Here is a 19,777-nt window from a genome sequence, read left to right as displayed (position 1 = left end):
TCTTCTTCTGGCGGAAAATACCTTCGGGGGCGCGGGGGCGGACAGCCCCCGCTAGGCCGCCTTCGCAGGGCGCGCGCGCCGGCCCTCGCTTGCCGCCAACGGAAAGACCTTGGCGGGGTTCAGAAGCCAGTCGGGATCGAAGACATCCTTCACCCGCATCTGTGCCTCCAGATCGTCGGGGCCGAACTGCGTCGTCATCAGGTCGCGCTTCTCGATGCCCACGCCGTGCTCGCCGGTCAGGCAGCCGCCGACCTCGACGCAGAGCTTCAGGATTTCGGCCCCGAAGGCTTCGCACTTCTCCAGGTCGCCGGGCTTGTTGGCGTCGAACAGGATCAGCGGATGCATGTTGCCGTCGCCCGCGTGAAAGACGTTGCCGACGTCAAGGCCGAACTCCGTCGACATCTCGCCGATCCGGCGCAGCACCAGCGGCAGCGCCGAAACCGGGATTGTGCCGTCGAGGCACATGTAATCGTTGATCTGCCCCATCGCGCCGAAGGCGGACTTGCGGCCCAGCCAGATGCGCTTGGCCTCGTCCTCGGTCTCGGCTTCGCGCAGCTCGATCGGATCGTGGCGCCGCGCGATCTGAAGGATGAGGCCAAGCTGCTCGTCGATCTCGGCGGGGCTCCCTTCGACCTCGACGATCAGAAGCGCCTCGCAGTCGGGATACCCGGCATGGGCGAAGGCCTCGGTCGCGCGGATGCAGGGACGATCCATGAACTCGATCGCCACGGGCAGCACCCCGGCCTTGATGATGTCGGCGACGCAGGCCCCGGCGACCTCGCTCGAATCGAAGCCCATCAGGACCGGCCGCGCGCCCTCGGGCTTGGGCAGGATGCGCAGCGTAGCTTCGGTCACGACGCCAAGCTGCCCCTCCGATCCGCAGATCACGCCCAGAAGGTCAAGGCCGGGGGCGTCCAGATGCGCGCCACCGATATCGACCACGGTGCCGTCCATCAACACCATGCGCACGCCAAGAAGGTTGTTCGTCGTCACGCCATACTTCAGGCAATGCGCCCCGCCCGAGTTCATCGCGATGTTGCCCGCAATGGCGCAGGCCAGCTGGCTGGACGGATCGGGGGCGTAGAAGAAACCGTCTTCCTCGACGGCGCCGGTGACGCTGAGGTTCGTGCGGCCCGACTGCACCCGAATGAAGCGGTTGTCGTAATCGACCTCGAGCACGTCGTTCAGACGCGCCACGCCTAGGATCACGCTGTCGGCAGTGGGAAGCGCGCCGCCGGCCAGCGAGGTGCCGGACCCGCGCGGCACCACCGGCACGCCTTCCTCGTGGCAAACGCGCAGGACCGCCGCGACCTCGTCGGTCGAAGCGGGCAGAACGGCGCACAACGGCGGACAGCGATAGGCGGTCAGGGCGTCGCATTCATAGGCGCGGGTTTCCGCCTCGTCATGGATGACCGCGTCCCGAGGCAGGACGGCCTGGAGCCGTGCGACGATCCGATCCTTGCGAGACAGGATCGCAGGATTGGGGGTGGGCATCTCCATGGTGATCCTCCCTAGGATTGGTAAGAACTTATTACCAATTCGCCGACCGCACAATCCTCAACTTTCCGTAGCCGTCCCCTGCGACCCCGTGCCGAGCATCAATTCCATATAGACAAGCCAGGGGTCCATCGAGATGTCGTTCTCGGATTCCGGATATCGTGGGACATCGCGAAACCCCATCGAGCTGTAAAGCGCCTGGGCCGCCGTCTGCCACAGGCTTGTGTCGATCAGGACCGACCTCATGCCCATGGCGCGGGCTTCGGCGATCGCGGCCTCGCTCAGGCGCCGTCCAAGCCCCGTGCCGCGCGCCTCGGGGCGGACGAAAAGCCGCTTGATCTCGGCCGCGTCGGGACGGATGCGCTTGAGAAAGATCGTCCCGACCAACCTGTCGCCGGCATCGCGCGCCAGAAACAGGCGGCCGTCCGGCGGCAGGTAGGCGCCAAGATTGTCCATCGTCGCCCGGACCACGGGGGCGACCTCGAGATCCAGTCCGGCTTCCTGACGAAAGGCCTCGACGACCGGCCCCAGATAGTCGCGCAGGATGTCGGAAAGTTCGTCCGGGTCGACGACACGGTCGACCGAGGTGATGGTGATGGTCATCACGGGCTCCTTCGTAACGACCGGGCGCGTCAGACCGTGCCCCGCCGTCCCAGACGACCTTCCCACACCCAGGCCCCCACGGCCAGTAGCGCGGCAACCAGAAGGAAAAGCCACGCCGGCAGGATCGGCGTCACGGTGACATCGGTGGTCACATAGGCCTCGCGCGGGGTGATCCCGATCCAGCCACGTCCCGCCGCAGGTCGGCCTTCGCGCACGGCGCGCACATCGGGTACGCCCTCTTCAAGTCGCAGGATCCCGCCCCGGCTGTCGCGCACGGCTGCCTGCAGGATCTCGCCCGTGGCGATCGTCTGCTCGAACTCGCGCGGGGCGGCCGGACCAAGGGCCATCACCGTCTCGCGGTCGCCTTCACGCAGACGGTAGAGCCCGATCTCGGGCCCCTCGTAGGTCGCCGTGAAGCGCCCCGGCGCCTCTTCGACAAGGTCCACAGTGACGGTGACGCCATCCGGCCCCGTGATTTCGACGGGCCCCACGGCATCGCCCAGGGTCCGGCGCAGGATGGTCATCCTCTGCCCCTCGGCCGAGGCCGTCAGGGCCTCTTCCTCGAGCTCGGGTTCCTTCATCATCCAGTGCGCCAGCCGCCGCAGCAGTTCAAGCTGTGGCCCCCCGCCTTCATAGCCGCGCGACCAGAGCCAGGCATGGTCCGACGCCATCAGCGCCACCCGCCCCTCGCCCACGCGGTCGAGGATCAGAAGCGGCCGGTCGTCGATCCCGCTCATCACAACATTGCCGCCCGTCGTCTCGACGTCGATGGTTCGCATCCAGCGCCCCCAGATCTGACCCTCGATCCCGGTTTCGGGCGAATGCGCCTGCAGGTCCTCGGTCACGGGGTGCCGCGCGCCGATGTCGGTGATCTCCGGCACGAAGGGCGCGTCGATCACCCGGCCGGTCGGCCGTCCAGGGATGACGTCGGACAGCGGCGAGCGATAAAGCGAATCCGCTCCGGCGAAGTCCGGCCCCGCCGCGATCAGCAGCGCGCCTCCGTCCTCGACGTAGCGGCGCACGTTGTCGAGATAGACGGCCGGAAGGATGCCGCGCCGCTTGTAGCGGTCGAAGATGATCAGGTCGAATTCCTCGATCTTCTCGAGGAACAACTCGCGCGTCGGGAAGGCGATGAGCGACAGCTCGGCCACCGGCACGCCATCCTGTTTTTCGGGCGGGCGCAGGATCGTGAAGTGGACAAGATCGACCGAGGCGTCGGACTTCAGGAGATTGCGCCAGGTCCGCTCGCCGGCATGGGGCTCGCCCGACACCAGAAGTACCCGCAGCCGGTCGCGCACGCCGTTGATCTGGACGACGGCGCTGTTGTTGCGATCGGTCAGTTCGCCCTCGGACGCAGGGATCGAGAACTGGATCACGTTCAGGCCGCCGTGCGGCAGCGTCACCGGTAACTCAAGCTCCTGGCCCACCGGAACGGTGAAGGTCAGCGGCTCGTCCCCGTCGACCGAAATCTGAAGCTCGGCCAGATCGGCAAGGTCGCGCGGCACGGTCCCCTGATCCTCGACCTCCAGCGTCAGGGTCACCGGCTCGCCCAAGATCGCGAAGGCCGGCGCGTTGCGCACGATCAGCCGGCGGTCCCAGTCCTCGTCGCGGCCGGTCAGCAGGGCGTGAAGCGGCGCGGGTAGGTCCGGCAGATGCTCGATGTCGTGAAGCCGGCCATCCGTCAGCAGGATCGCCCCGGCAAGCCGGCCGCGCGGCTCATCCGCCATGGCCTCGGCAAGACGGCGCATCAGAAGCGTGCCGCTGTCGCCCTCGCCATCACCGACGCTCACCACGCGCAATTCCGTGTTGGGAAGGGCCGCGATCTCGGCCTCGAGGGCGGCCTGCGCCTCGGCCACCTGATCGGGTCGGTCCGCGATGCGCTGGCTGGCGCTTTCGTCGACGACAAGAATCACGATGTCGGTCAGTGGGCTGCGGTCCTCGACCTGAAGCGACGGGTTGGCAAGGCCGGCCACAAGAACGGCAAGCGACAGCGCCCGCAGCCACCAGCCCGAAAGCCCCCGCCAGACCGCAACCGTCAACAGCACCAGCGCGACCGCCGCAGCGATCCACAGCGCCATCACCGGCACCAGCGGGTCGAAGATGACTGTGGTGTTCATCCCTATTGTCCCAGCCGGTCAAGAAGCGCCGGCACATGGACCTGGTCGGACTTGTAGTTGCCGGTCAGCACATGCATCACAAGGTTCACGCCGAAGCGATAGGCGATCTCTCGCTGGCGCTCGCCGGCATAGCCGCGCCCCACCGGATACTGCCGGTTGCCGGCCTCGTCCGTCGCCCAGGCCGCAGCCCAGTCGTTGCCGCCGATCACCACCGGCGTCACGTTGTCGTTGAGGTTGCGGAACGGCATTCCGTCGACCAGTTCGGCATCGGCGGGCGCGGCTTCGACCCAGACGTCGCGGCTTGTGAAGCGCCCCGGGAAGTCCTGAAGAAGATAGAAGGTCCGTGTCAGCACATGGTCGGCGGGGATCGGCTCGAGCGGCGGGATATCAAGCGGCGCGGCCAGCTGTTGCAGCTTGCGTCCGTTTTCGGTCGCGCCGCCGAACCCCGCGACATCTGCGTCGCGCGTATCGAACAAAATCATGCCGCCGGTCCGCAGATACCGGTTCAGCCGCTGATAGGCTTCGGCGGACGGGGTCGGCTGGTCGGGCGTGACCGGCCAGTAAAGCAGGGGGAAGAACGACAGCTCGTCGGTTTCAAGGTTCACCGCCATTGGCGCGGCGGGTTCGATCGAAGTGCGCCGGTATAGCACGTCGGACAGGCCGCGCAGACCGGCTTCTGCGATCGCATCGACCTGGGCGTTTCCGGTGACGACGTGGGCCAGCACGGCGTTCGACGTGGCCTCGATGGCGAACTGGTCGGAGGCGCTGTCCTGGGCACGGCCTTCACCGGGCAGGATCAGCGCCGCAAGGACCAGCACCGCCAGACCCGCGCGGCCGCTGGAGGCCCGCGGTCCCGTCAGCCGTCCCGCAAGCCAGAGTGAAGCCAAAATGTCGATCAGAAGCGCCACCATCGCCAGCGACAGCAGAAGACCCTTCAGCGCCCGCTCGGGCACGACGGCCAGCCCCTCGACCGCGATCCGGTCAGGCCAGGCCGTGGCCGAGATCTCGGTCGCGGCGTCGATCACGTTCAGCGCGATACGACGATCCTCGCCGGCGTAAAGCCCCGGCGGCAGGTCACGGCCGATCCGCCCCTCGGCCAACACCTCGCCCGGAACGCCCGCCATCGTGCCGGCCTCGTCGACCTCTCCGAAGGCATCGAGAACTTCGTCGGCGACCCAGGTCGTGCCGGCCAGATCTTCGGCCGTGGGGTCGGCCGGACGGGTGGAAATGGCAAGCCGGTCCAGCATCTCGACGAAAAGCACCGACAGCGGCAACGTCGACCACTCGGCATTGGCGGTCACGTGGAAAAGAACCACCTGCCCTGCCCCTTCCCGCTTGCGCGTCACAAGGGGCGTGCCGTCGCTGAGTGCCGCGATGACACGCTCGGCCAGCGTCGGGTCGGGCTGCGCCATGACCTGCGCCGAGACGCTGACCTCTTCCGGCACCGGCAGCCCGAAGAAGGGCGACTCGGGCCCGAAGGGGCGAAGGGTCTTCGGCTCGCCCCAGCTCATCGCGCCGCCGACGCTGCGCCCGCCCGCGCGCAGCCGCACAGGCATCAGCGGGTCTTCGACATCACGGCTCACATCGCTTGCGGCAAGCCGAGGCCCGGCGAAGCGCACCAACAATCCACCGCCCTCGACCCAGGCAAGCAGGCCTTCGGATTCGGCCTCGGTCAGGACCGCGACGTCGGCCAGGATGATGGCGTCCGGGTTCGCCAGAAGGATGTCCTCGAGCGAGCCCTGGATCAGGTCGGCCGTGGGTTCCAGCGCCTGCTCGAGGTAATGCGTCGGCGACAGAAGCTGCAGGCCCTCGCGGTCGTCGATGCCGGCGACCAGCGCCACCTCGCGCCGCCGCAGCGAATCGTCGGTCAGCGATACCGCCCCGGCCGACCGAAGCCCGTCGATTTCGAAGCGTGTGACCCGGTTGCGAAGCTCGGGCGGCAACGACAGTTCGACCAACGCCTCGGCGGACCCGGGCGCGAAGCTGACCGGCGCCGAAGCCAGCGTGCGCGGGGTTCCCGCGGGATCAAGCCCGTGGGCGTTCACGATGATCTCGGCCGCGCCGGCGGTGTCGGCCCGGATCGCCGTCAGGGTCACGACCCCGTCTGCGAAAACCGGGGGCCGCAGGGCGACCACGGGGCGCGGCGATTCGAAGACCGTCACAGGACCCAGACGTTCGAAAGCGGCAAGCAGATCGGGCCGCCAGGGCTGTTCCAGCCCGTCCGACATCCAGAAGACCTCGGCCCCACCGGGGAGCACGCCGTCCGAAAGCGCCTCCGCCCATGCCACGACGCCGTCGGACTCGGGCGTCCAGGCTGCGGGGGCAAGACTTGGCAGGCGCTGGCGCACGGTCTCGGCGGCCTGAAAGCTGACCCCGTCGGCCGGCAGGTCGGTCAGGGTCACCACGGCCGCGGTGCGCCCCGCCCGGCTTGCCTCGGCCAGAAGATCGTCAAGCCGTTCGATCCGGCGCGGCCAGTCACGGGCATCGGCCCAGGTGCCGTCGATGACCACCAGAAGCGGACCGGTCCCTGCGCGTTCCGACTGGGGGTTCAGGACGGGTCCCGCAAAGCCAAGGATCAGCGCGGCGATCGCCAGCGTGCGCAGCAGGAGCAGCCACCACGGGGTCTTGTCGCTTTCGTTCTCGTCGTCCTTCAGTCCCAGAAGCAGGGCGACCCCCGGGAACCGCCGCCGGATCGGTGCCGGCGGCACGACGCGCAGCAAAAGCCAAAGGATCGGCAGCGCGACGAGGCCCAGAAGCAGCCAGGGCGCGGTAAAGCCTATGCCGCCCAGGGTGAACATCAGTGATCCCGCTCCATCGCGCCGTAAAGCCACAACAGCGCCGACGTCGCCGGGGCATCGGTGTGGTGGCAGTGGTATTGCCAGCCGGTGATCCGGGCGAGGTCGGCCAGGGCCGCCTTGCGCGCGGCCAGCCGTTCGAGATAGCGGTCGCGCAGATCGCCCGCCTTCAGCGTCTCGTGGCGCAGTCCGCCGCCCATCGATTCGAAGATCGTTCGCCCGTCGAAGGGGAACGCCTCTTCCTGCGGGTCGAGCACCTGCAGGATCGCCCCCTTCACGCCCTTGTCGGCGGCGGTCGTCAATGCGGCTTCGACCGCCGAGACGTCGCCCAGGAAATCCGACACGAAGACCGCCCGCGACTGCGAGACCATTCCGCGCACTTCAGGCGCGCCGAAATCCTCGTCACCCTCGCGGCTCAGGGCGTCGGCCAGCCGCAGAAGCTGCAGCTGCCCTGTGCGCGGGGGGGTGGAGAGGTTGGACAGACCCACCCGTTCACCACCGCGGATCAGAAGCACCGACAGAGCCAGCGCAAGTGTCGCCCCGCGTTCACCCTTGGGCGGCAGCGCCTTTGAGGAGGTGAACCCCATCGACTGCGCACGGTCGACCCACATCGCCACGCTTTGCGCGGCCTGCCATTCCTTCTCGCGCACGAACAGTGCGTCCGACCGGGCCGAGCGGCGCCAGTCGATCGTTCGCACCTCGTCACCGGCGTGAAGCGGGCGGTACTGCCAGAACTCGTCGCCCAGCCCCGATCGGCGCCGGCCATGGGCGCCAAGAATCACGTTCGCGGCCAGATGCTCGGCCGCAGCCAGAAGTGGCGGAAGCGGCGCGGCAAGGGTTTCCGCCGCCGACCGAAGCGAGAGGGATGCGCTCACGCCGCGGCCTCGATCCGCGTCGTTCGGTCGGTCACCTCGGCGATGACGTCGGCAAGCGCCACGCCGCGCGCCCGCGCTGCGAAGGTCAGCGCCATGCGGTGGCTGAGGACCGGCGTCGCCATCGCCGCGACATCGTCGACCGATGGCACCAGACGGCCGTCCAGAAGCGCCCGGGCGCGAACCGTCAGCATCATCGCCTGCGCCGCGCGCGGACCCGGGCCCCAGCCTACGGCATCGTTCACGATGGCCGGCGCGGCCGCGTCGCCGGGACGGCAGGCGCGCACAAGATCAAGGATCATCTCGACCACGGCCTCGCCCACGGGCATCCGCCGCACTAGCGTCTGCGCGGCGATCAGTTCCGCCGCGGTGAAGACGTTGACCGCCTCGGCCTCGTCGACGCCGGTCGTGGCCAGCAGGATCTCGCGCTCGGTCGCTCGGTCGGGATAGGGCACGTCGATCTGCACGAGGAACCGGTCAAGCTGCGCCTCGGGCAGGGGATAGGTGCCCTCCTGCTCGATCGGGTTCTGCGTGGCCAGAACGTGGAACGGCTTGTCGAGCGGATGGGCCTTGCCGGCGATCGTTACGGACTTCTCCTGCATCGCCTGCAGAAGCGCGGACTGGGTGCGGGGGCTGGCGCGGTTGATCTCGTCGGCCAGCAGAAGCTGGCAGAAGACCGGCCCCTCGATGAAGCGGAACGACCGGCTGCCGTCGGCCGCGGTCTCAAGCACCTCGGACCCGAGAATGTCCGCGGGCATCAGGTCGGGCGTGAACTGCACGCGCGCCCCATCCAGCCCGAGAACGGTCGACAGGGTGTCGACCAGCCGGGTCTTGCCAAGGCCCGGAAGGCCGATGAGAAGACCGTGCCCGCCGCACAGGATGGCCGACAGCACAAGGTCCACGACCCTTTCCTGCCCGATGAAGCGACGGGTGATGCTGGCCTTCGCTTCGGCAAGCTTGCCGCCCAGCACCTCGATCTCGGTCACAAGGTCGTTCGGCTGGGTCATGACAAATCCTCATCAAGCGGTATCTTTGGTGCGATACTAGACCGAACTATGCCGGACGCGCCAAATGGCAAAATCGAAAAGCGCACAAATGATCGTGAAACCTTCAGCCGAGACCCTCGCCGCAAGCGCATCTGCCGCATCCAAGGGCGGATTGCCGCCGGTGCACCTGTGGAACCCGCCCTTCTGCGGCGACATCGACATGCGCATCGCGCGGGACGGCACATGGTTCTATCTTGGCACGCCGATCGGGCGGAAAGAGCTTGTTCGGCTATTCTCGACCATTCTGCGACGGGACGGTGACGACTATTTCCTTGTCACTCCGGTCGAGAAGGTCGGCATCAGGGTCGACGACGCGCCCTTCGTCGCCGTCGATTTCGAAGTTGCGGGAACCGGACCGGGCCAGACCCTGACCTTCACGACCAACACCGGCGACCGCACGACGGCGGGGCCGGACGCCCCGATCCGCGTCGCCCACGACCCGATCACGGGTGAACCGGCACCCTATGTCCTTGTGCGCGCGAACCTCGAGGCCCTGATCGACCGCAAGAGTTTCTACCGCCTTGTCGAGATTGGCTGCGACAGGAAGGGCTGGTTCGGCCTCTGGTCCGGTGGCGCATTTTTCCCGATAGAGCGATCATCGACCGTTTACGAGGACCACCCCGAATGATTCCCGCCCGTCTTGCCCCGATCGCCATCGCCCTGATCCTTTCGGGCATCATGTCCTTCCTTGTCACCGGCATCGCAACGGCCCGGGCGCTTGGAACAGGACCGGGCTTCGGGGGGGCCTGGATGGGTGCCTGGGCCCTTGCCTGGGCCGTGGCCTTTCCGACACTCGTGATCTTCCGCCCGATCGTGACGCGGCTGATCGCGCGGATCACCGCAAAGCCGTAGGCCGGCAGGCGTCAGGCGTCCGCGTGCCCGATGCGCTGCGTGTCGGGGCAGCCTTGGTCGGGCAATTCGGTCTCGAGCGTGGCGTGAGAAATGCCGAAGCTCTTTTGAAGACGCGCGCGGATGTGGTCCTTCACCCGCGCGGCGTCGCCCATTCCGCCTCCGTCGAGGACGACATGCGCCTCGAGCGAGGCGGTGCGTTCGTCCATTTGCCACAGATGCAGGTGATGCACCGACCGCACCCCGGGAACCGCCTCGATCGCGGCGCAGACGGCGTCGGTCTCGACGCCATCGGGACTTGCCTGCATCAGAATGCGCGCGACCGGCACGATGCCGGCGACCGAAAGCCACAGGATGTACCCGGCGATGCCCAGCGTCACGATCGGATCGATCAGGCGCCAGTCGTAAAGAAGGATCAACGACCCCGCCACGATGACCGCCAGCGATCCCAGCGCGTCGGTCAGGTTGTGCAGGAAGGCGGCGCGGATGTTCACGCTGTCCTTCGACAACCGCCAGGTCAGCAGGGCGGTCGCCGCGTCGATCAGCAGCGCGACCCCCGCGACCGCAACGACGATCCATCCCTCGACCCCCGGCGGATCGGCGAAGCGCATCACCGCCTCGGACGCAAGGTAAAGGGCAATCACGATCAGCGTAGTATAGTTGACCAGCGCCGCCACCACCTCGACCCGGCCGTAACCGAAGGTCATGTCGCCATCCGACGGCCGCCGCGCCACCTTCCGCGCCGCGAAGGCGATTACCAGCGACATGGCATCGGCCAGGTTGTGGACCGCGTCCGCGATCAGCGCGAGCGATCCTGACGCGATCCCGGCCACCACCTGCACGACGGTCAGCGCAAGATTGATGATCACGGCCCAAAGCACCCTGCGGTCGCCGACAGCGGGATCGGGTCGATGAACATGGGCATGGTCGTGGGCCATGGCGTTGTCCTAAGGCGCGCCCCATGATTTGCCAATGCATCCCGCCTTCGCGTGTCCGCTGCGGCGCTGCAGCATCGGCGCCGATTTCTTCGCTGGCGTCGTCGCCGCGACTATGTAGGAGTTTCGGCAGTCAGTTGGGATGCGGTCCGGGGAGGCGGGGATGGATACGACGACATCGGCGGCGCTTTTCACCAATATCACCCTGCCTTTCATGCGACTTTACTGGGTCACGATCGTGCTGGTTGTCCTGCTGCCCTCGGCGGTGATCGTCGGCCACAAGGTCGGGTCCGCAGCACGTCGGCGGCGCGCGGCGGTGGGGCGCATCGATGACGCCCCGGGCAACGACGTCGAGGTGGGGGCGATCCTTGCCCTTCTCGGGCTGCTCCTCGCCTTCAGCTTCGGGAACGCGCTCAGCACGAGCCAGGCAACCAAATCGGCCATCACGAACGAGGCCGCCGCGCTTGGCACCGCCTTCCTCCGCGCCGACTATCTTCCGGACCCCGGGCGAACCAACCTTCAGACGGCGCTTCTCGACTATGCCAGGACCAGGGTCGCCCCGCCGGAGCCGCTGAACGACATGGCCTCTGTGCGCGCCTTTCTCGACAATAGTCTGCGCGAACAGGAAAAGATCTGGCCGCTGACGCTTTCGGCCACCGCCGACCCCCTGCCGGCGCCATTGCAGGCCTTCGTCGCCGGCGCGGTCAACGATGCGCTCGACGCGCATCTCTACCGCGTGGAGACGCTGGCGATCCCGGTGTCGGAAGTGGCGCAGACCATGATGCTGGTGGCGGCCCTTGTGTCGCTTTACCTGATCGGCAACCAAGCCGGGCATGAGGGTCGGACACTGAACTGGCGCAGTTTCGTTCTTGCCTCGATCCTGTTCGTCGTGATGCTGACGATCGTCGACACCCAGCGAACCAACGACGGCCTGATCCGCGTCAGCACCGCCCCGATCAGCGCCACGATCTTCGATATGGAGCAGGCGCTGAAGGGCAGGATCTGATCGGACCGCGTCTCAGCGCCGAAAGGGCGGTGGGCGCAGACCGGCGTGCAGGGACGTCACGACGCCCGCAATCCGTGTCGCCCGCGTCTGGTCGGCCTTCGCCGTCTTGATCCATTCCAGCGTCCCACGCCGGACCGACCTGGGATAGGCGTCCCAGGCCGCGCGCAGGTCACCCAGCGCCGCCGCAAGGTCATCGGGCACCTCCAGCCGGTCGACATCGTCAAGAAACGTCCACATGCCGTTCTCCTGCGCTATGCGAACCAGGCGTTCGCCCGCCTCGGTCATCGCGCCCGAGGCGCGGGCGGCCTCGACCTTTGCCTTGTTGACAGCCGACCAGGCCGACTTCGGGTTCCGCGGCGCGATCAGCACGCTGGTCCGGTCCGCGTCGACGCCGCGGGTCTGGCTGTCGATCCAGCCCCAACACAGCAGCTCCTCGATCAGGTCGCCGTACGGCAGATAGTCTGGCATGTGCTTCTTGAAGGTAACGAGCCAGACCGAATCGCCCAAACCATGGTTGCCGGCAAGCCAGTCGCGAAGCTCGGCGCGCGAGCGAACCTCGATCCTGGGCGCGCCTTCGGCGGCCCGCGCCATCATGGGTCTTCCTTCGCCGCGTCCCACGCCTTGAGCCAGCGCTTCGGCGCGGCGTCGCGCCACTGCGCGATGAGGCGTGCCCACGCCCAGCCACGGTCGATCCGACCGCCCCGGACAAGCACGAGGGTGTACGGCGCATAGTGCGGGTGCAGGAAGAAGGTCTCGGGGTCCGCCGCGATCAGCATCTCGCGCTCGTCCTTGCCCGCCTTGAAGACCGCCGCATCCGCATAGGGCGACCACCAGACCCACATCTTGCCATGCGCGCGCAGGCAGGGATGACCCCAGGCGGTTCCGTCCTCGACCTCTGGCAGGCCGAGCGACAGCGCGAACGCGCGCAGGTCGTCATAGGACGACAGCGGCGCGCCGGCTTCCATCTCAGTGCGCCTCGGCCCAGTTGGCGCCCTTGCCCGCATCGACCACGAGCGGCACGTCAAGGTGCACGGCCGGGGCGGCCGCCCCTTCCATCACGTCGCGCGCGATGCCGATCAGGTCGTCGGCGGCGGCGTTGTCGACTTCGAACAGAAGTTCGTCGTGCACCTGAAGCAGCATCTTCGCGGGAAGCCCGTCGATCGCCGCGGGCATGCGGATCATCGCGCGGCGGATGATGTCGGCCGCCGTGCCCTGGATCGGAGCGTTGATCGCGGCGCGCCGGGCGAAACCCGCGTGGGGACCCTTGGCGTTGATCTCGGGCGTGTGGATCTTGCGCCCGAAAAGCGTGCGGACATGTCCGTTCTCCTTCGCGAAGGCAACGGTGGCGTCCATGTAGGCGCGGATGCCGGGGAAGCGTTCGAAGTAACGGTCGATGAAGCCCTGCGCCTCGTCGCGCGGGATGCGCAGGTTGCGCGCCAGGCCGAAGCCCGAGATCCCGTAGATCACGCCGAAGTTGATCGCCTTCGCCTGACGCCGCACCTCGGGCGTCATCTGGTCGAGGGGCACGTTGAACATCTCGGATGCGGTCGCCGCGTGGATGTCCTGCCCTTCGCGGAAGGCCTGCTTCAACGCGTCGATCCCGGCGACATGGGCCAGGATGCGCAGTTCGATCTGGCTGTAGTCCAGGCTGACCAGCACCCGGCCCTCGGGCGCCACGAAGGCCTCGCGGATGCGGCGGCCCTCGTCGGTGCGGATCGGGATGTTCTGGAGGTTCGGGTCCGTCGAGGCTAGCCGCCCCGTCGCCGCCCCCGAGATCACGTAAGAGGTATGCACCCGCCCGGTGTCGCGGTTCACATGGTCCTGCAGCGCGTCGGTATAGGTCGACTTGAGCTTCTGAAGCTGACGCCAGTCAAGGATGCGGCCGGGCAGCTCGTGTTCGGTCGCCAGATCCTCGAGGACATCGGCCGGGGTCGAGTACTTGCCCGTCTTGCCCTTCTCGCCGCCGGGCAGGCCCATCTTCTCGAACAGAATCTCGCCCACCTGGGCAGGGCTGCCGACGTTGAAAGTCTGGCCCGCCAGCGTCTGGATCTCGTCCTCGAGCTGGGCCATCTTCTGGGCAAACGCGTTCGACATCCGCGAAAGCGTGTCGCGGTCGACCTTGACGCCGGCCATTTCCATCTCGGCCAGCACGGCGACCATCGGACGTTCGAGCGTCTCGTAGACGGTCGTCACCTGCTCGCGGTGCAGCCGGGGCTTCAGCGCCTGCCAAAGCCGGATGGTGACGTCGGCATCCTCGGCTGCGTATTTCACCGCCTCGTCGATCGGCACCCGGTCGAAGGTCACCTGCGCCTTGCCCGTCCCCAGAAGCGACTTGATGGGGATCGGCGTGTGTTCGAGATAGCGCTCGCTCAGCAGGTCCATGCCATGCGTGTGCAGGCCCGAGAACATGGCGTAGGACATCAGCATCGTGTCGTCGATCGGCGCCACCGCGATGCCATAGCGCGCGAAGATCTTGGCATCGTATTTCATGTTCTGGCCGATCTTCAGGACGGCCGGGTCCTCGAGCATCGGCTTGAGAAGGGTCAGCGCAGCATCCATCGGCATCTGGTCTTGGGCCAGGGCGTCGGACCCGAACAGATCGTCGGCCGCCCCGGCTTTATGCGCCAGCGGGATGTAGCACGCCTGCCCCGGCTCGACGGAAAGCGAGATGCCGACAAGATCCGCCGTCATCTCGTTCAGGCCGGTCGTCTCGGTGTCGACGGCCACGTATCCCCGCCCATGGGCCAGCGCGATCCAGCGCCGCAACGCTTCGGCGTCCGTCACCCGTTCGTAGGCGTCGACATCGAACGGAAGGGTGTCGGCCGGCGCGTCTTCCGACACCGTCTCGAGCGGCGCCTCGGCGATCACCGGTGCCTCGACCCCCAGCTTCTCGGCCACCCGCTTGGAGATGGTGCGGAATTCCATCGACGCCAGAAAGCCCAGCAACGCCTCCGGATCGGGTTCCTTCACCTCAAGACTGTCGAGGTCGTAGTCGAGATCCATGTCGCAATCGAGTTTCACAAGCTCCTTCGACAGGCGGATCTGGTCGGCGTGGTCGATCAGCACCTGCCGGCGCTTGGGCTGCGGCACCTCTTCGGCCCGGGCCAGCAGGTCTTCGAGCGATCCGAACTCGTTGATCAGAAGGGCGGCGGTCTTGATCCCGATGCCCGGCGCACCGGGCACGTTGTCGACCGAATCCCCGGCCAGCGCCTGCACGTCGACGACCCGGTCGGGACCGACGCCGAACTTCTCGGCCACCTCGTCGACGCCGATGCGCTTGTTCTTCATGGCATCGAACATCTCGATGCCGTCGCCCACCAATTGCATCAGATCCTTGTCCGAGCTGATGATCGTCACCCGCCCGCCGGCGTCGCGCGCCTTGCAGGACAGTGTCGCGATGATGTCATCGGCCTCGAACCCCTCCTGCTCGAGGCAGGCGATGTTGAAGGCCCGCGTCGCCTCACGCGTGAGGGGGATCTGCGGGCGCAGGTCCTCGGGCATCGCCTCGCGGTTGGCCTTGTAAAGATCGTACATGTCGTTGCGGAACGTGTGCGAGCCCTTGTCGAATACCACCGCCACGTGGGTTGGCGCATCCGCCCCCTTCGCCTCTTCGACCTGCTTCCACAGCATGTTCACGAAACCCGATACCGCGCCGACCGGCAGCCCGTCGGATTTTCGCGTCAGCGGCGGCAACGCGTGGAACGCCCGGAAGATGAAGGCCGAGCCGTCGATCAGCTGAAGGTGATGTCCCTTGCCGAATGCCATGTTGGACTCCTCTCGGTGCCCCACAGGCATGGGACAGCGAAGCCGCGAAGTCCAGACGCCTATCCGCCGAAGAGACCGCCATCGAAGATCGAACCGAGGTTTTCGACGATCGCGACGATCATCATCGCCCCGGCGATCAGGGCCGCCACCCACCAGAAGAAGTAAAAGACGATGGCAGCGCCCCCAAGCCCGGCCCCGTAGAAGGGATAATGCCAGTTCTCGCGGCGAACGGCGGAAATCAGGGAAAGGACGATGGCGACGACACCCATGAGCGGTGCCAGAAGCCCAACCGCGATCCACTTCGACTGCGCGGCAGGCTCAGGTTCAGGAAAATATTCCCCACGGAAGGATTCCCAGGCGCTGCGGGCGATGTCCCCGGCAATCTCTCCGATCTGGTTTCCGATCGACGGCTGCGGTTCGAGCGACGGCCCGGCAATCTGGAGAAAGACCAGCATCACCGCAAGTCCGCCCACCAGGACACTCCAGAAACCCCACGTGCCGAACAGATTGTGTCGCGCGTCTTCGAACATTCCGGCCTCCACACTGCAACCACGCCCCATGCACGGCGTTTGTGGCCATTCTGTGAAACCGGAAGGGGACTTTGGTCGGCGGCCGCGACAGCGCGGTCTACTTTGGCTTGTCCGCGAAATCCTCGTGCACGAAGCGCTTGTCGCAATAGCCGCACTCGACCCAGCCCTTGTCATGGGGGATCGACAACCACACGCGCGGATGCCCAAGCGCGCCTTCCCCGCCGTCGCAGGCGACGCGCCACTGGCTTACGATCTCGGTTTCCGGGGCGTCGATTGGCGTCGGGGGCACCTTGCATCCTCGTCTGTGGAAAGGCTGGTCCGGGCATGATAGCGAAGCGCCTGACGGGAACAAGAGCACGCGGACAGGCCATGACCGAAAACGCGATCGAGATCACGGGCCTGCGCAAGACCTATGCGGCCTCGGCGGGCGAACCGCCCAAGGAGGCGCTGAAAGGCATCGACCTCGCCATTCCCCAAGGGTCGATCTTCGGCCTTCTGGGGCCGAACGGGGCTGGCAAGTCGACGCTGATCAACATCCTTGCCGGTCTGGTGCTGAAGACCTCGGGCAGCGTGCGCATCTGGGGCTTCGACCAGGATGTGAACCCGCGCCAGTCCCGCGCCTCGATCGGGGTGATGCCGCAGGAGCTCAACATCGACCCCTTCTTCACCCCGCGCGCCGCGCTCGAGGTGCAGGCCGGGCTTTACGGTGTGCCGAAGTCGCGCCGCCGCACCGACGAGATCCTGCGCATGATCGGGCTCGAGGACAAGGCCGAGGCCTATGCCCGCACCCTGTCGGGCGGGATGCGTCGGCGTCTGCTTCTGGGCAAGGCGCTGGTCCACCGTCCGCCGATCCTTGTCCTCGACGAGCCGACGGCCGGCGTCGACATCGAGCTGCGCCAGATGCTGTGGCGCAATGTGCGCAAGCTCAATGCCGAAGGCATGACGGTGATCCTGACCACGCACTACCTCGAGGAAGCCGAGGACATGTGCGACGAGGTCGCGATCATCAATCACGGCCAGGTCGTCGCCCGTGACCGGACCGCTGCCCTTCTGGGGCGGATGGACGCCAAGACCCTTGTCGTCCACGGCGAAGACCCGGCCCCGGCCGACTTTCCCCTGCCCGAAGGCTGCACCGCGTCCCGTCGCCCCGACGGATCGATCGCCATCGCCTATCGGCGCAGCCGCACCTCGCCGGAAGATATTCTGGCCGCGGTGCGCGCCGCCGGCATCCGCCTGCGGGACGTGGCGACGGAAGAGCCCGACCTGCAGGACGTCTTCCTGGAAATCACCCGCGCCCGTTCCGGCGCCGCCTGACGCGCGGCTGCATCCCCTTCGATCTGCAAGTGTCCTTGGCCCTGCCCCGCGCAGGCGGGGCGTGGGCGCAGTGCCCCCTACCCCTTGCCGCCTTCGCGCGCCGCCACCCAGTCGTGCCAGAGGTCCGGCCGCCGCGCGCGCGTCAGCGCCTCGGCCTGCTCCTGCCGCCAGCGCGCCACGGCGCCGTGATTGCCCGAGGTCAGCACCTCGGGGATCGCGCGGCCTTCCCAGACCGCCGGGCGGGTGAACTGCGGATGCTCGAGAAGCCCCCGCGAGAAGCTTTCCTCTTCGGTCGACGCCGCGTTGCCCAGCACACCGGGCCGCAGCCGCACCGACGCGTCGATCACCGCCTGCGCGGCGATCTCGCCGCCGGTCAGGACGAAATCGCCGATCGACACCTCTTCGACGCCGAAATGGTCGAGCGCCCGCTGGTCGATCCCCTCGAACCGGCCGCACAGTATGGTGACGCCCTCGGCCCCCGCAAGCCGGTGCGCCATCGCCTGGGTGAAGGGCGTCCCCCGGGGCGACATCGCCAGCACCGGCCAGCGCGTCCGGTCGTCCGGCGTTCCTTCGGCGGCCGTCTCGAGCGCGCGCCCCACCACGTCGGCCCGCAGCACCATCCCCGCACCGCCGCCCGCGGGCGTATCGTCGACGTCGCGATGCCGCCCCAGCCCGAAGCTGCGCAGATCCAACGTCGCCAGACGCCACAGCCCGTCCTTCAGCGCCTTGCCCGTCAGCGAGGCCTCGAGAACGCCGGGAAACACCTCGGGGAACAGGGTGATCACGCGCGCCTCCCAGGCCCCGGCGATCACCGGCGTGTCGGTCATCAGTTCTCGGGGACGGGCCGAGGCACCAATCGCGAGGCGGCCATGGGATTTCACAGGTTTTTCCGCTGGTTTTTCCGTCATCTGCTCACCCTTCGGACCTGCCCCTCTCTACGACCCCGCCGGACCATCGGCAACAGACACCCCAGTCTGCGCATTCCCGCACATGGGGCGAGCGGGTATGCGTGTTTCAACGAATTGAGGCGCGGCATAGGTGTTCGTCAACGCTGACCACCACCCGATTGGAGTACCGCACATGAGCACCCCCAAGATCCTTGTCGCCTTCTATTCCACCTACGGCACCAACCACCAGGTCGCCCTTGCCGCCGCCGAGGCCGCGCGCGAGGCGGGAGCCGAGGTGCGCCTTGTCCGCTTCGCCGAAACGGCGCCGGCCGAGGTCGTCGCCGGGCAGGACGCCTGGAAGGCACAGACCGAGAAGGTCAGCGACATCCCGGTCATCAGCCATGACGACATGGTCTGGTCCGATGGATACTTCTGGTCCGCCCCGACGCGCTATGGCTCGTTCCCGAGCCAGGTTCGCGCGTTCATCGACACGCTCGGGCCGCTCTGGATGAAGGGCAAGCTTGCGAACAAGACTTTCACTGCCACCACGAGCGCGCAAAACACCCATGGCGGCCAGGAATCCACGCTTCTTGGCCTTTACACCTCCGTGATGCACTGGGGAGCCGTGATCGTCGCGCCGGGCTACACCGACCAGGTGCTGTTCGCCGCCGGCGGCAACCCCTACGGTTTCTCGACCACCGCCGGCGCCTTCGACGAGGCCGGCAAGGCCGCCGTCGCTCATCAGTCGCGGCGTCTGGTGCAGTTCACGCGCCAGACCGAAGAGGCAAACCGCATCGCGGCCTGAACCACGGCCGAAGACTGGCGTTCCCGCGGGGACGTCAGTCTTCGGGAAACAGTCCCTCGGGCGGGTCGGCGACGATCCGCCCGCCGGCCAGATCGACCGTCGGCACCACGGCGCGGGTGAAGGGCAACAGGACCGTCACCTTCTTCCCGGGAGCGTGCACCTCGAGAAGATCGGATGCCCCATGGTTGAGGACCGCGCGGACGGTGCCGATTTCGGTGCCGCCGGTGTCGACGACGCGCAACCCAATAAGATCGGCGTGGTAGAATTCGTCCTCGCCCACGTCAGGCAGGCGGTCCCGTTCGACATAAAGCCGGACACCCCGAAGCGCGTCCGCCTCTTCCTTCGTGCGCACGCCAGAAAGCCGGGCCGAGAGCCCGTTCTTGACCTGCCCCGTCAGGGTGACGTCGAAACGGCGCGTGCCGGCCTCGTCGGTCAGAGTCCCGTAGTCCACGATCGCGGCGGGCTCGGCGCAAAAGCTTTTCAGCCGCACCTCGCCCTTCACACCGAAGGCGCCCGCGATGGCCCCCACGCAAATCCGGGCCGTCATCGGGCCAGACCCCGGCACAGACCCCGGGCATCGACCGCCCCGCCAGCGTCGAGACAGCGGTCGATCATGGCGGCACGCTGAACCTCGCCACCGGCCCAGAAAGCCGCGCCGCAAAGCGCGACCGTCAGAAGGCGGCGCAGGGTGCCGAGTCCGGGAACGCCAAGCAGGGTCATCGCCGTATCAGGTGGCCATGTCGCCCAGGGGCGCGG

General features: G+C 67.4%; 20 protein-coding genes. 5 read left to right on the top strand and 15 right to left on the bottom strand.

Translation table 11 applies throughout. The annotated features are described in order from the left end of the window. Window positions 1-51 precede the first annotated feature (51 nt). The 6 genes from ACRDNQ_RS09455 to ACRDNQ_RS09430 are packed head-to-tail and all read right to left on the bottom strand — an operon-like array spanning window position 52 to window position 8,891. Window positions 52-1,500 (bottom strand): FAD-linked oxidase C-terminal domain-containing protein, encoded by a 1,449-nt coding sequence (locus tag ACRDNQ_RS09455; protein ID WP_431828402.1) that lies wholly within the window; start codon window positions 1,498-1,500, stop codon window positions 52-54. A 57-nt stretch (window positions 1,501-1,557) separates the two neighbouring features. Continuing rightward, on the bottom strand, window positions 1,558-2,100 hold the full coding sequence (locus ACRDNQ_RS09450; protein WP_431828401.1) for a GNAT family N-acetyltransferase: 543 nt from the start codon (window positions 2,098-2,100) through the stop codon (window positions 1,558-1,560). Window positions 2,101-2,129: 29 nt separating this feature from the next. After that, entirely contained in the window at window positions 2,130-4,217 is a 2,088-nt protein-coding gene (locus ACRDNQ_RS09445) for a hypothetical protein (protein ID WP_431828400.1), read from the bottom strand. A gap of 2 nt (window positions 4,218-4,219) precedes the next feature. Further along, on the bottom strand, window positions 4,220-7,015 hold the full coding sequence (locus ACRDNQ_RS09440; RefSeq protein ID WP_431828399.1) for a DUF4159 domain-containing protein: 2,796 nt from the start codon (window positions 7,013-7,015) through the stop codon (window positions 4,220-4,222). Then, window positions 7,015-7,887 carry a DUF58 domain-containing protein gene (locus tag ACRDNQ_RS09435; RefSeq protein ID WP_431828398.1) on the bottom strand — a complete coding sequence of 291 codons (873 nt, stop codon included), beginning with the start codon at window positions 7,885-7,887 and terminating at the stop codon, window positions 7,015-7,017. Before ACRDNQ_RS09435 ends, ACRDNQ_RS09440 begins: the two co-directional genes overlap by 1 nt. Next, window positions 7,884-8,891 (bottom strand): AAA family ATPase, encoded by a 1,008-nt coding sequence (locus ACRDNQ_RS09430; RefSeq protein ID WP_431828397.1) that lies wholly within the window; start codon window positions 8,889-8,891, stop codon window positions 7,884-7,886. Before ACRDNQ_RS09430 ends, ACRDNQ_RS09435 begins: the two co-directional genes overlap by 4 nt. Window positions 8,892-8,955: 64 nt before the next feature. Here ACRDNQ_RS09430 and ACRDNQ_RS09425 point away from each other — a divergent pair, with 64 nt between their 5' ends. Then, window positions 8,956-9,558 (top strand): DUF1285 domain-containing protein, encoded by a 603-nt coding sequence (locus ACRDNQ_RS09425; RefSeq protein ID WP_431828396.1) that lies wholly within the window; start codon window positions 8,956-8,958, stop codon window positions 9,556-9,558. Continuing rightward, window positions 9,555-9,782: a DUF2798 domain-containing protein gene (locus ACRDNQ_RS09420; protein ID WP_431828395.1), complete on the top strand. Its 228-nt coding sequence runs from the start codon at window positions 9,555-9,557 to the stop codon at window positions 9,780-9,782. The genes ACRDNQ_RS09425 and ACRDNQ_RS09420 overlap by 4 nt, the downstream gene beginning before the upstream one ends. 11 nt (window positions 9,783-9,793) lie before the next feature. Here ACRDNQ_RS09420 and ACRDNQ_RS09415 read toward each other — a convergent pair whose 3' ends face one another. Beyond that, window positions 9,794-10,717 carry a cation diffusion facilitator family transporter gene (locus ACRDNQ_RS09415; RefSeq protein ID WP_431828394.1) on the bottom strand — a complete coding sequence of 308 codons (924 nt, stop codon included), beginning with the start codon at window positions 10,715-10,717 and terminating at the stop codon, window positions 9,794-9,796. A gap of 160 nt (window positions 10,718-10,877) precedes the next feature. Between ACRDNQ_RS09415 and ACRDNQ_RS09410 the strand changes: the two genes are divergently transcribed. After that, a complete protein-coding gene (locus ACRDNQ_RS09410) occupies window positions 10,878-11,720 on the top strand; it encodes a bestrophin-like domain (RefSeq protein WP_431828393.1) in 843 nt (280 codons plus the stop codon). A 12-nt stretch (window positions 11,721-11,732) separates the two neighbouring features. On the opposite strand, the gene ACRDNQ_RS09405 is transcribed toward ACRDNQ_RS09410, so the two are convergent. The 5 genes from ACRDNQ_RS09405 to ACRDNQ_RS09385 form a co-directional block, all read right to left on the bottom strand. Further along, window positions 11,733-12,314, bottom strand: coding sequence for a YdeI/OmpD-associated family protein (locus ACRDNQ_RS09405; protein WP_431828392.1), 582 nt, complete (start codon window positions 12,312-12,314; stop codon window positions 11,733-11,735). Then, window positions 12,311-12,685: an MmcQ/YjbR family DNA-binding protein gene (locus tag ACRDNQ_RS09400; RefSeq protein ID WP_431828391.1), complete on the bottom strand. Its 375-nt coding sequence runs from the start codon at window positions 12,683-12,685 to the stop codon at window positions 12,311-12,313. The genes ACRDNQ_RS09405 and ACRDNQ_RS09400 overlap by 4 nt, the downstream gene beginning before the upstream one ends. Before the next feature lies 1 nt (window position 12,686). Beyond that, window positions 12,687-15,485 (bottom strand): DNA polymerase I, encoded by a 2,799-nt coding sequence (polA, locus tag ACRDNQ_RS09395; protein ID WP_431828390.1) that lies wholly within the window; start codon window positions 15,483-15,485, stop codon window positions 12,687-12,689. A 59-nt stretch (window positions 15,486-15,544) separates the two neighbouring features. Next, window positions 15,545-16,015, bottom strand: a complete 471-nt coding sequence (locus tag ACRDNQ_RS09390; protein WP_431828389.1) for a hypothetical protein — start codon at window positions 16,013-16,015, stop codon at window positions 15,545-15,547. 97 nt (window positions 16,016-16,112) lie between these two features. Then, window positions 16,113-16,304, bottom strand: a complete 192-nt coding sequence (locus tag ACRDNQ_RS09385) for a zinc-finger domain-containing protein (protein WP_431828388.1) — start codon at window positions 16,302-16,304, stop codon at window positions 16,113-16,115. A gap of 80 nt (window positions 16,305-16,384) precedes the next feature. Here ACRDNQ_RS09385 and ACRDNQ_RS09380 point away from each other — a divergent pair, with 80 nt between their 5' ends. Continuing rightward, entirely contained in the window at window positions 16,385-17,329 is a 945-nt protein-coding gene (locus tag ACRDNQ_RS09380) for an ABC transporter ATP-binding protein (RefSeq protein ID WP_431828387.1), read from the top strand. Between the two features lie 77 nt (window positions 17,330-17,406). On the opposite strand, the gene trmD is transcribed toward ACRDNQ_RS09380, so the two are convergent. Beyond that, entirely contained in the window at window positions 17,407-18,237 is an 831-nt protein-coding gene (trmD, locus tag ACRDNQ_RS09375; RefSeq protein WP_431828386.1) for a tRNA (guanosine(37)-N1)-methyltransferase TrmD, read from the bottom strand. 172 nt (window positions 18,238-18,409) lie between these two features. Between trmD and ACRDNQ_RS09370 the strand changes: the two genes are divergently transcribed. Beyond that, window positions 18,410-19,021, top strand: a complete 612-nt coding sequence (locus ACRDNQ_RS09370; protein WP_431828385.1) for an NAD(P)H-dependent oxidoreductase — start codon at window positions 18,410-18,412, stop codon at window positions 19,019-19,021. Window positions 19,022-19,055: 34 nt separating this feature from the next. Here the strand turns inward: ACRDNQ_RS09370 and rimM are convergent, their stop codons facing one another. Continuing rightward, window positions 19,056-19,568 (bottom strand): ribosome maturation factor RimM, encoded by a 513-nt coding sequence (gene rimM, locus ACRDNQ_RS09365; protein WP_431828384.1) that lies wholly within the window; start codon window positions 19,566-19,568, stop codon window positions 19,056-19,058. Then, entirely contained in the window at window positions 19,565-19,741 is a 177-nt protein-coding gene (locus tag ACRDNQ_RS09360) for a hypothetical protein (protein WP_431828383.1), read from the bottom strand. Before ACRDNQ_RS09360 ends, rimM begins: the two co-directional genes overlap by 4 nt. Window positions 19,742-19,777: the final 36 nt, after the last annotated feature.

The organism is Saliniferula longa (assembly GCF_050789285.1).
Taxonomy (GTDB): Bacteria; Pseudomonadota; Alphaproteobacteria; order Rhodobacterales; family Rhodobacteraceae; genus CAVPWP01.
This window is presented reverse-complemented; position numbering and strand designations above follow the sequence as displayed.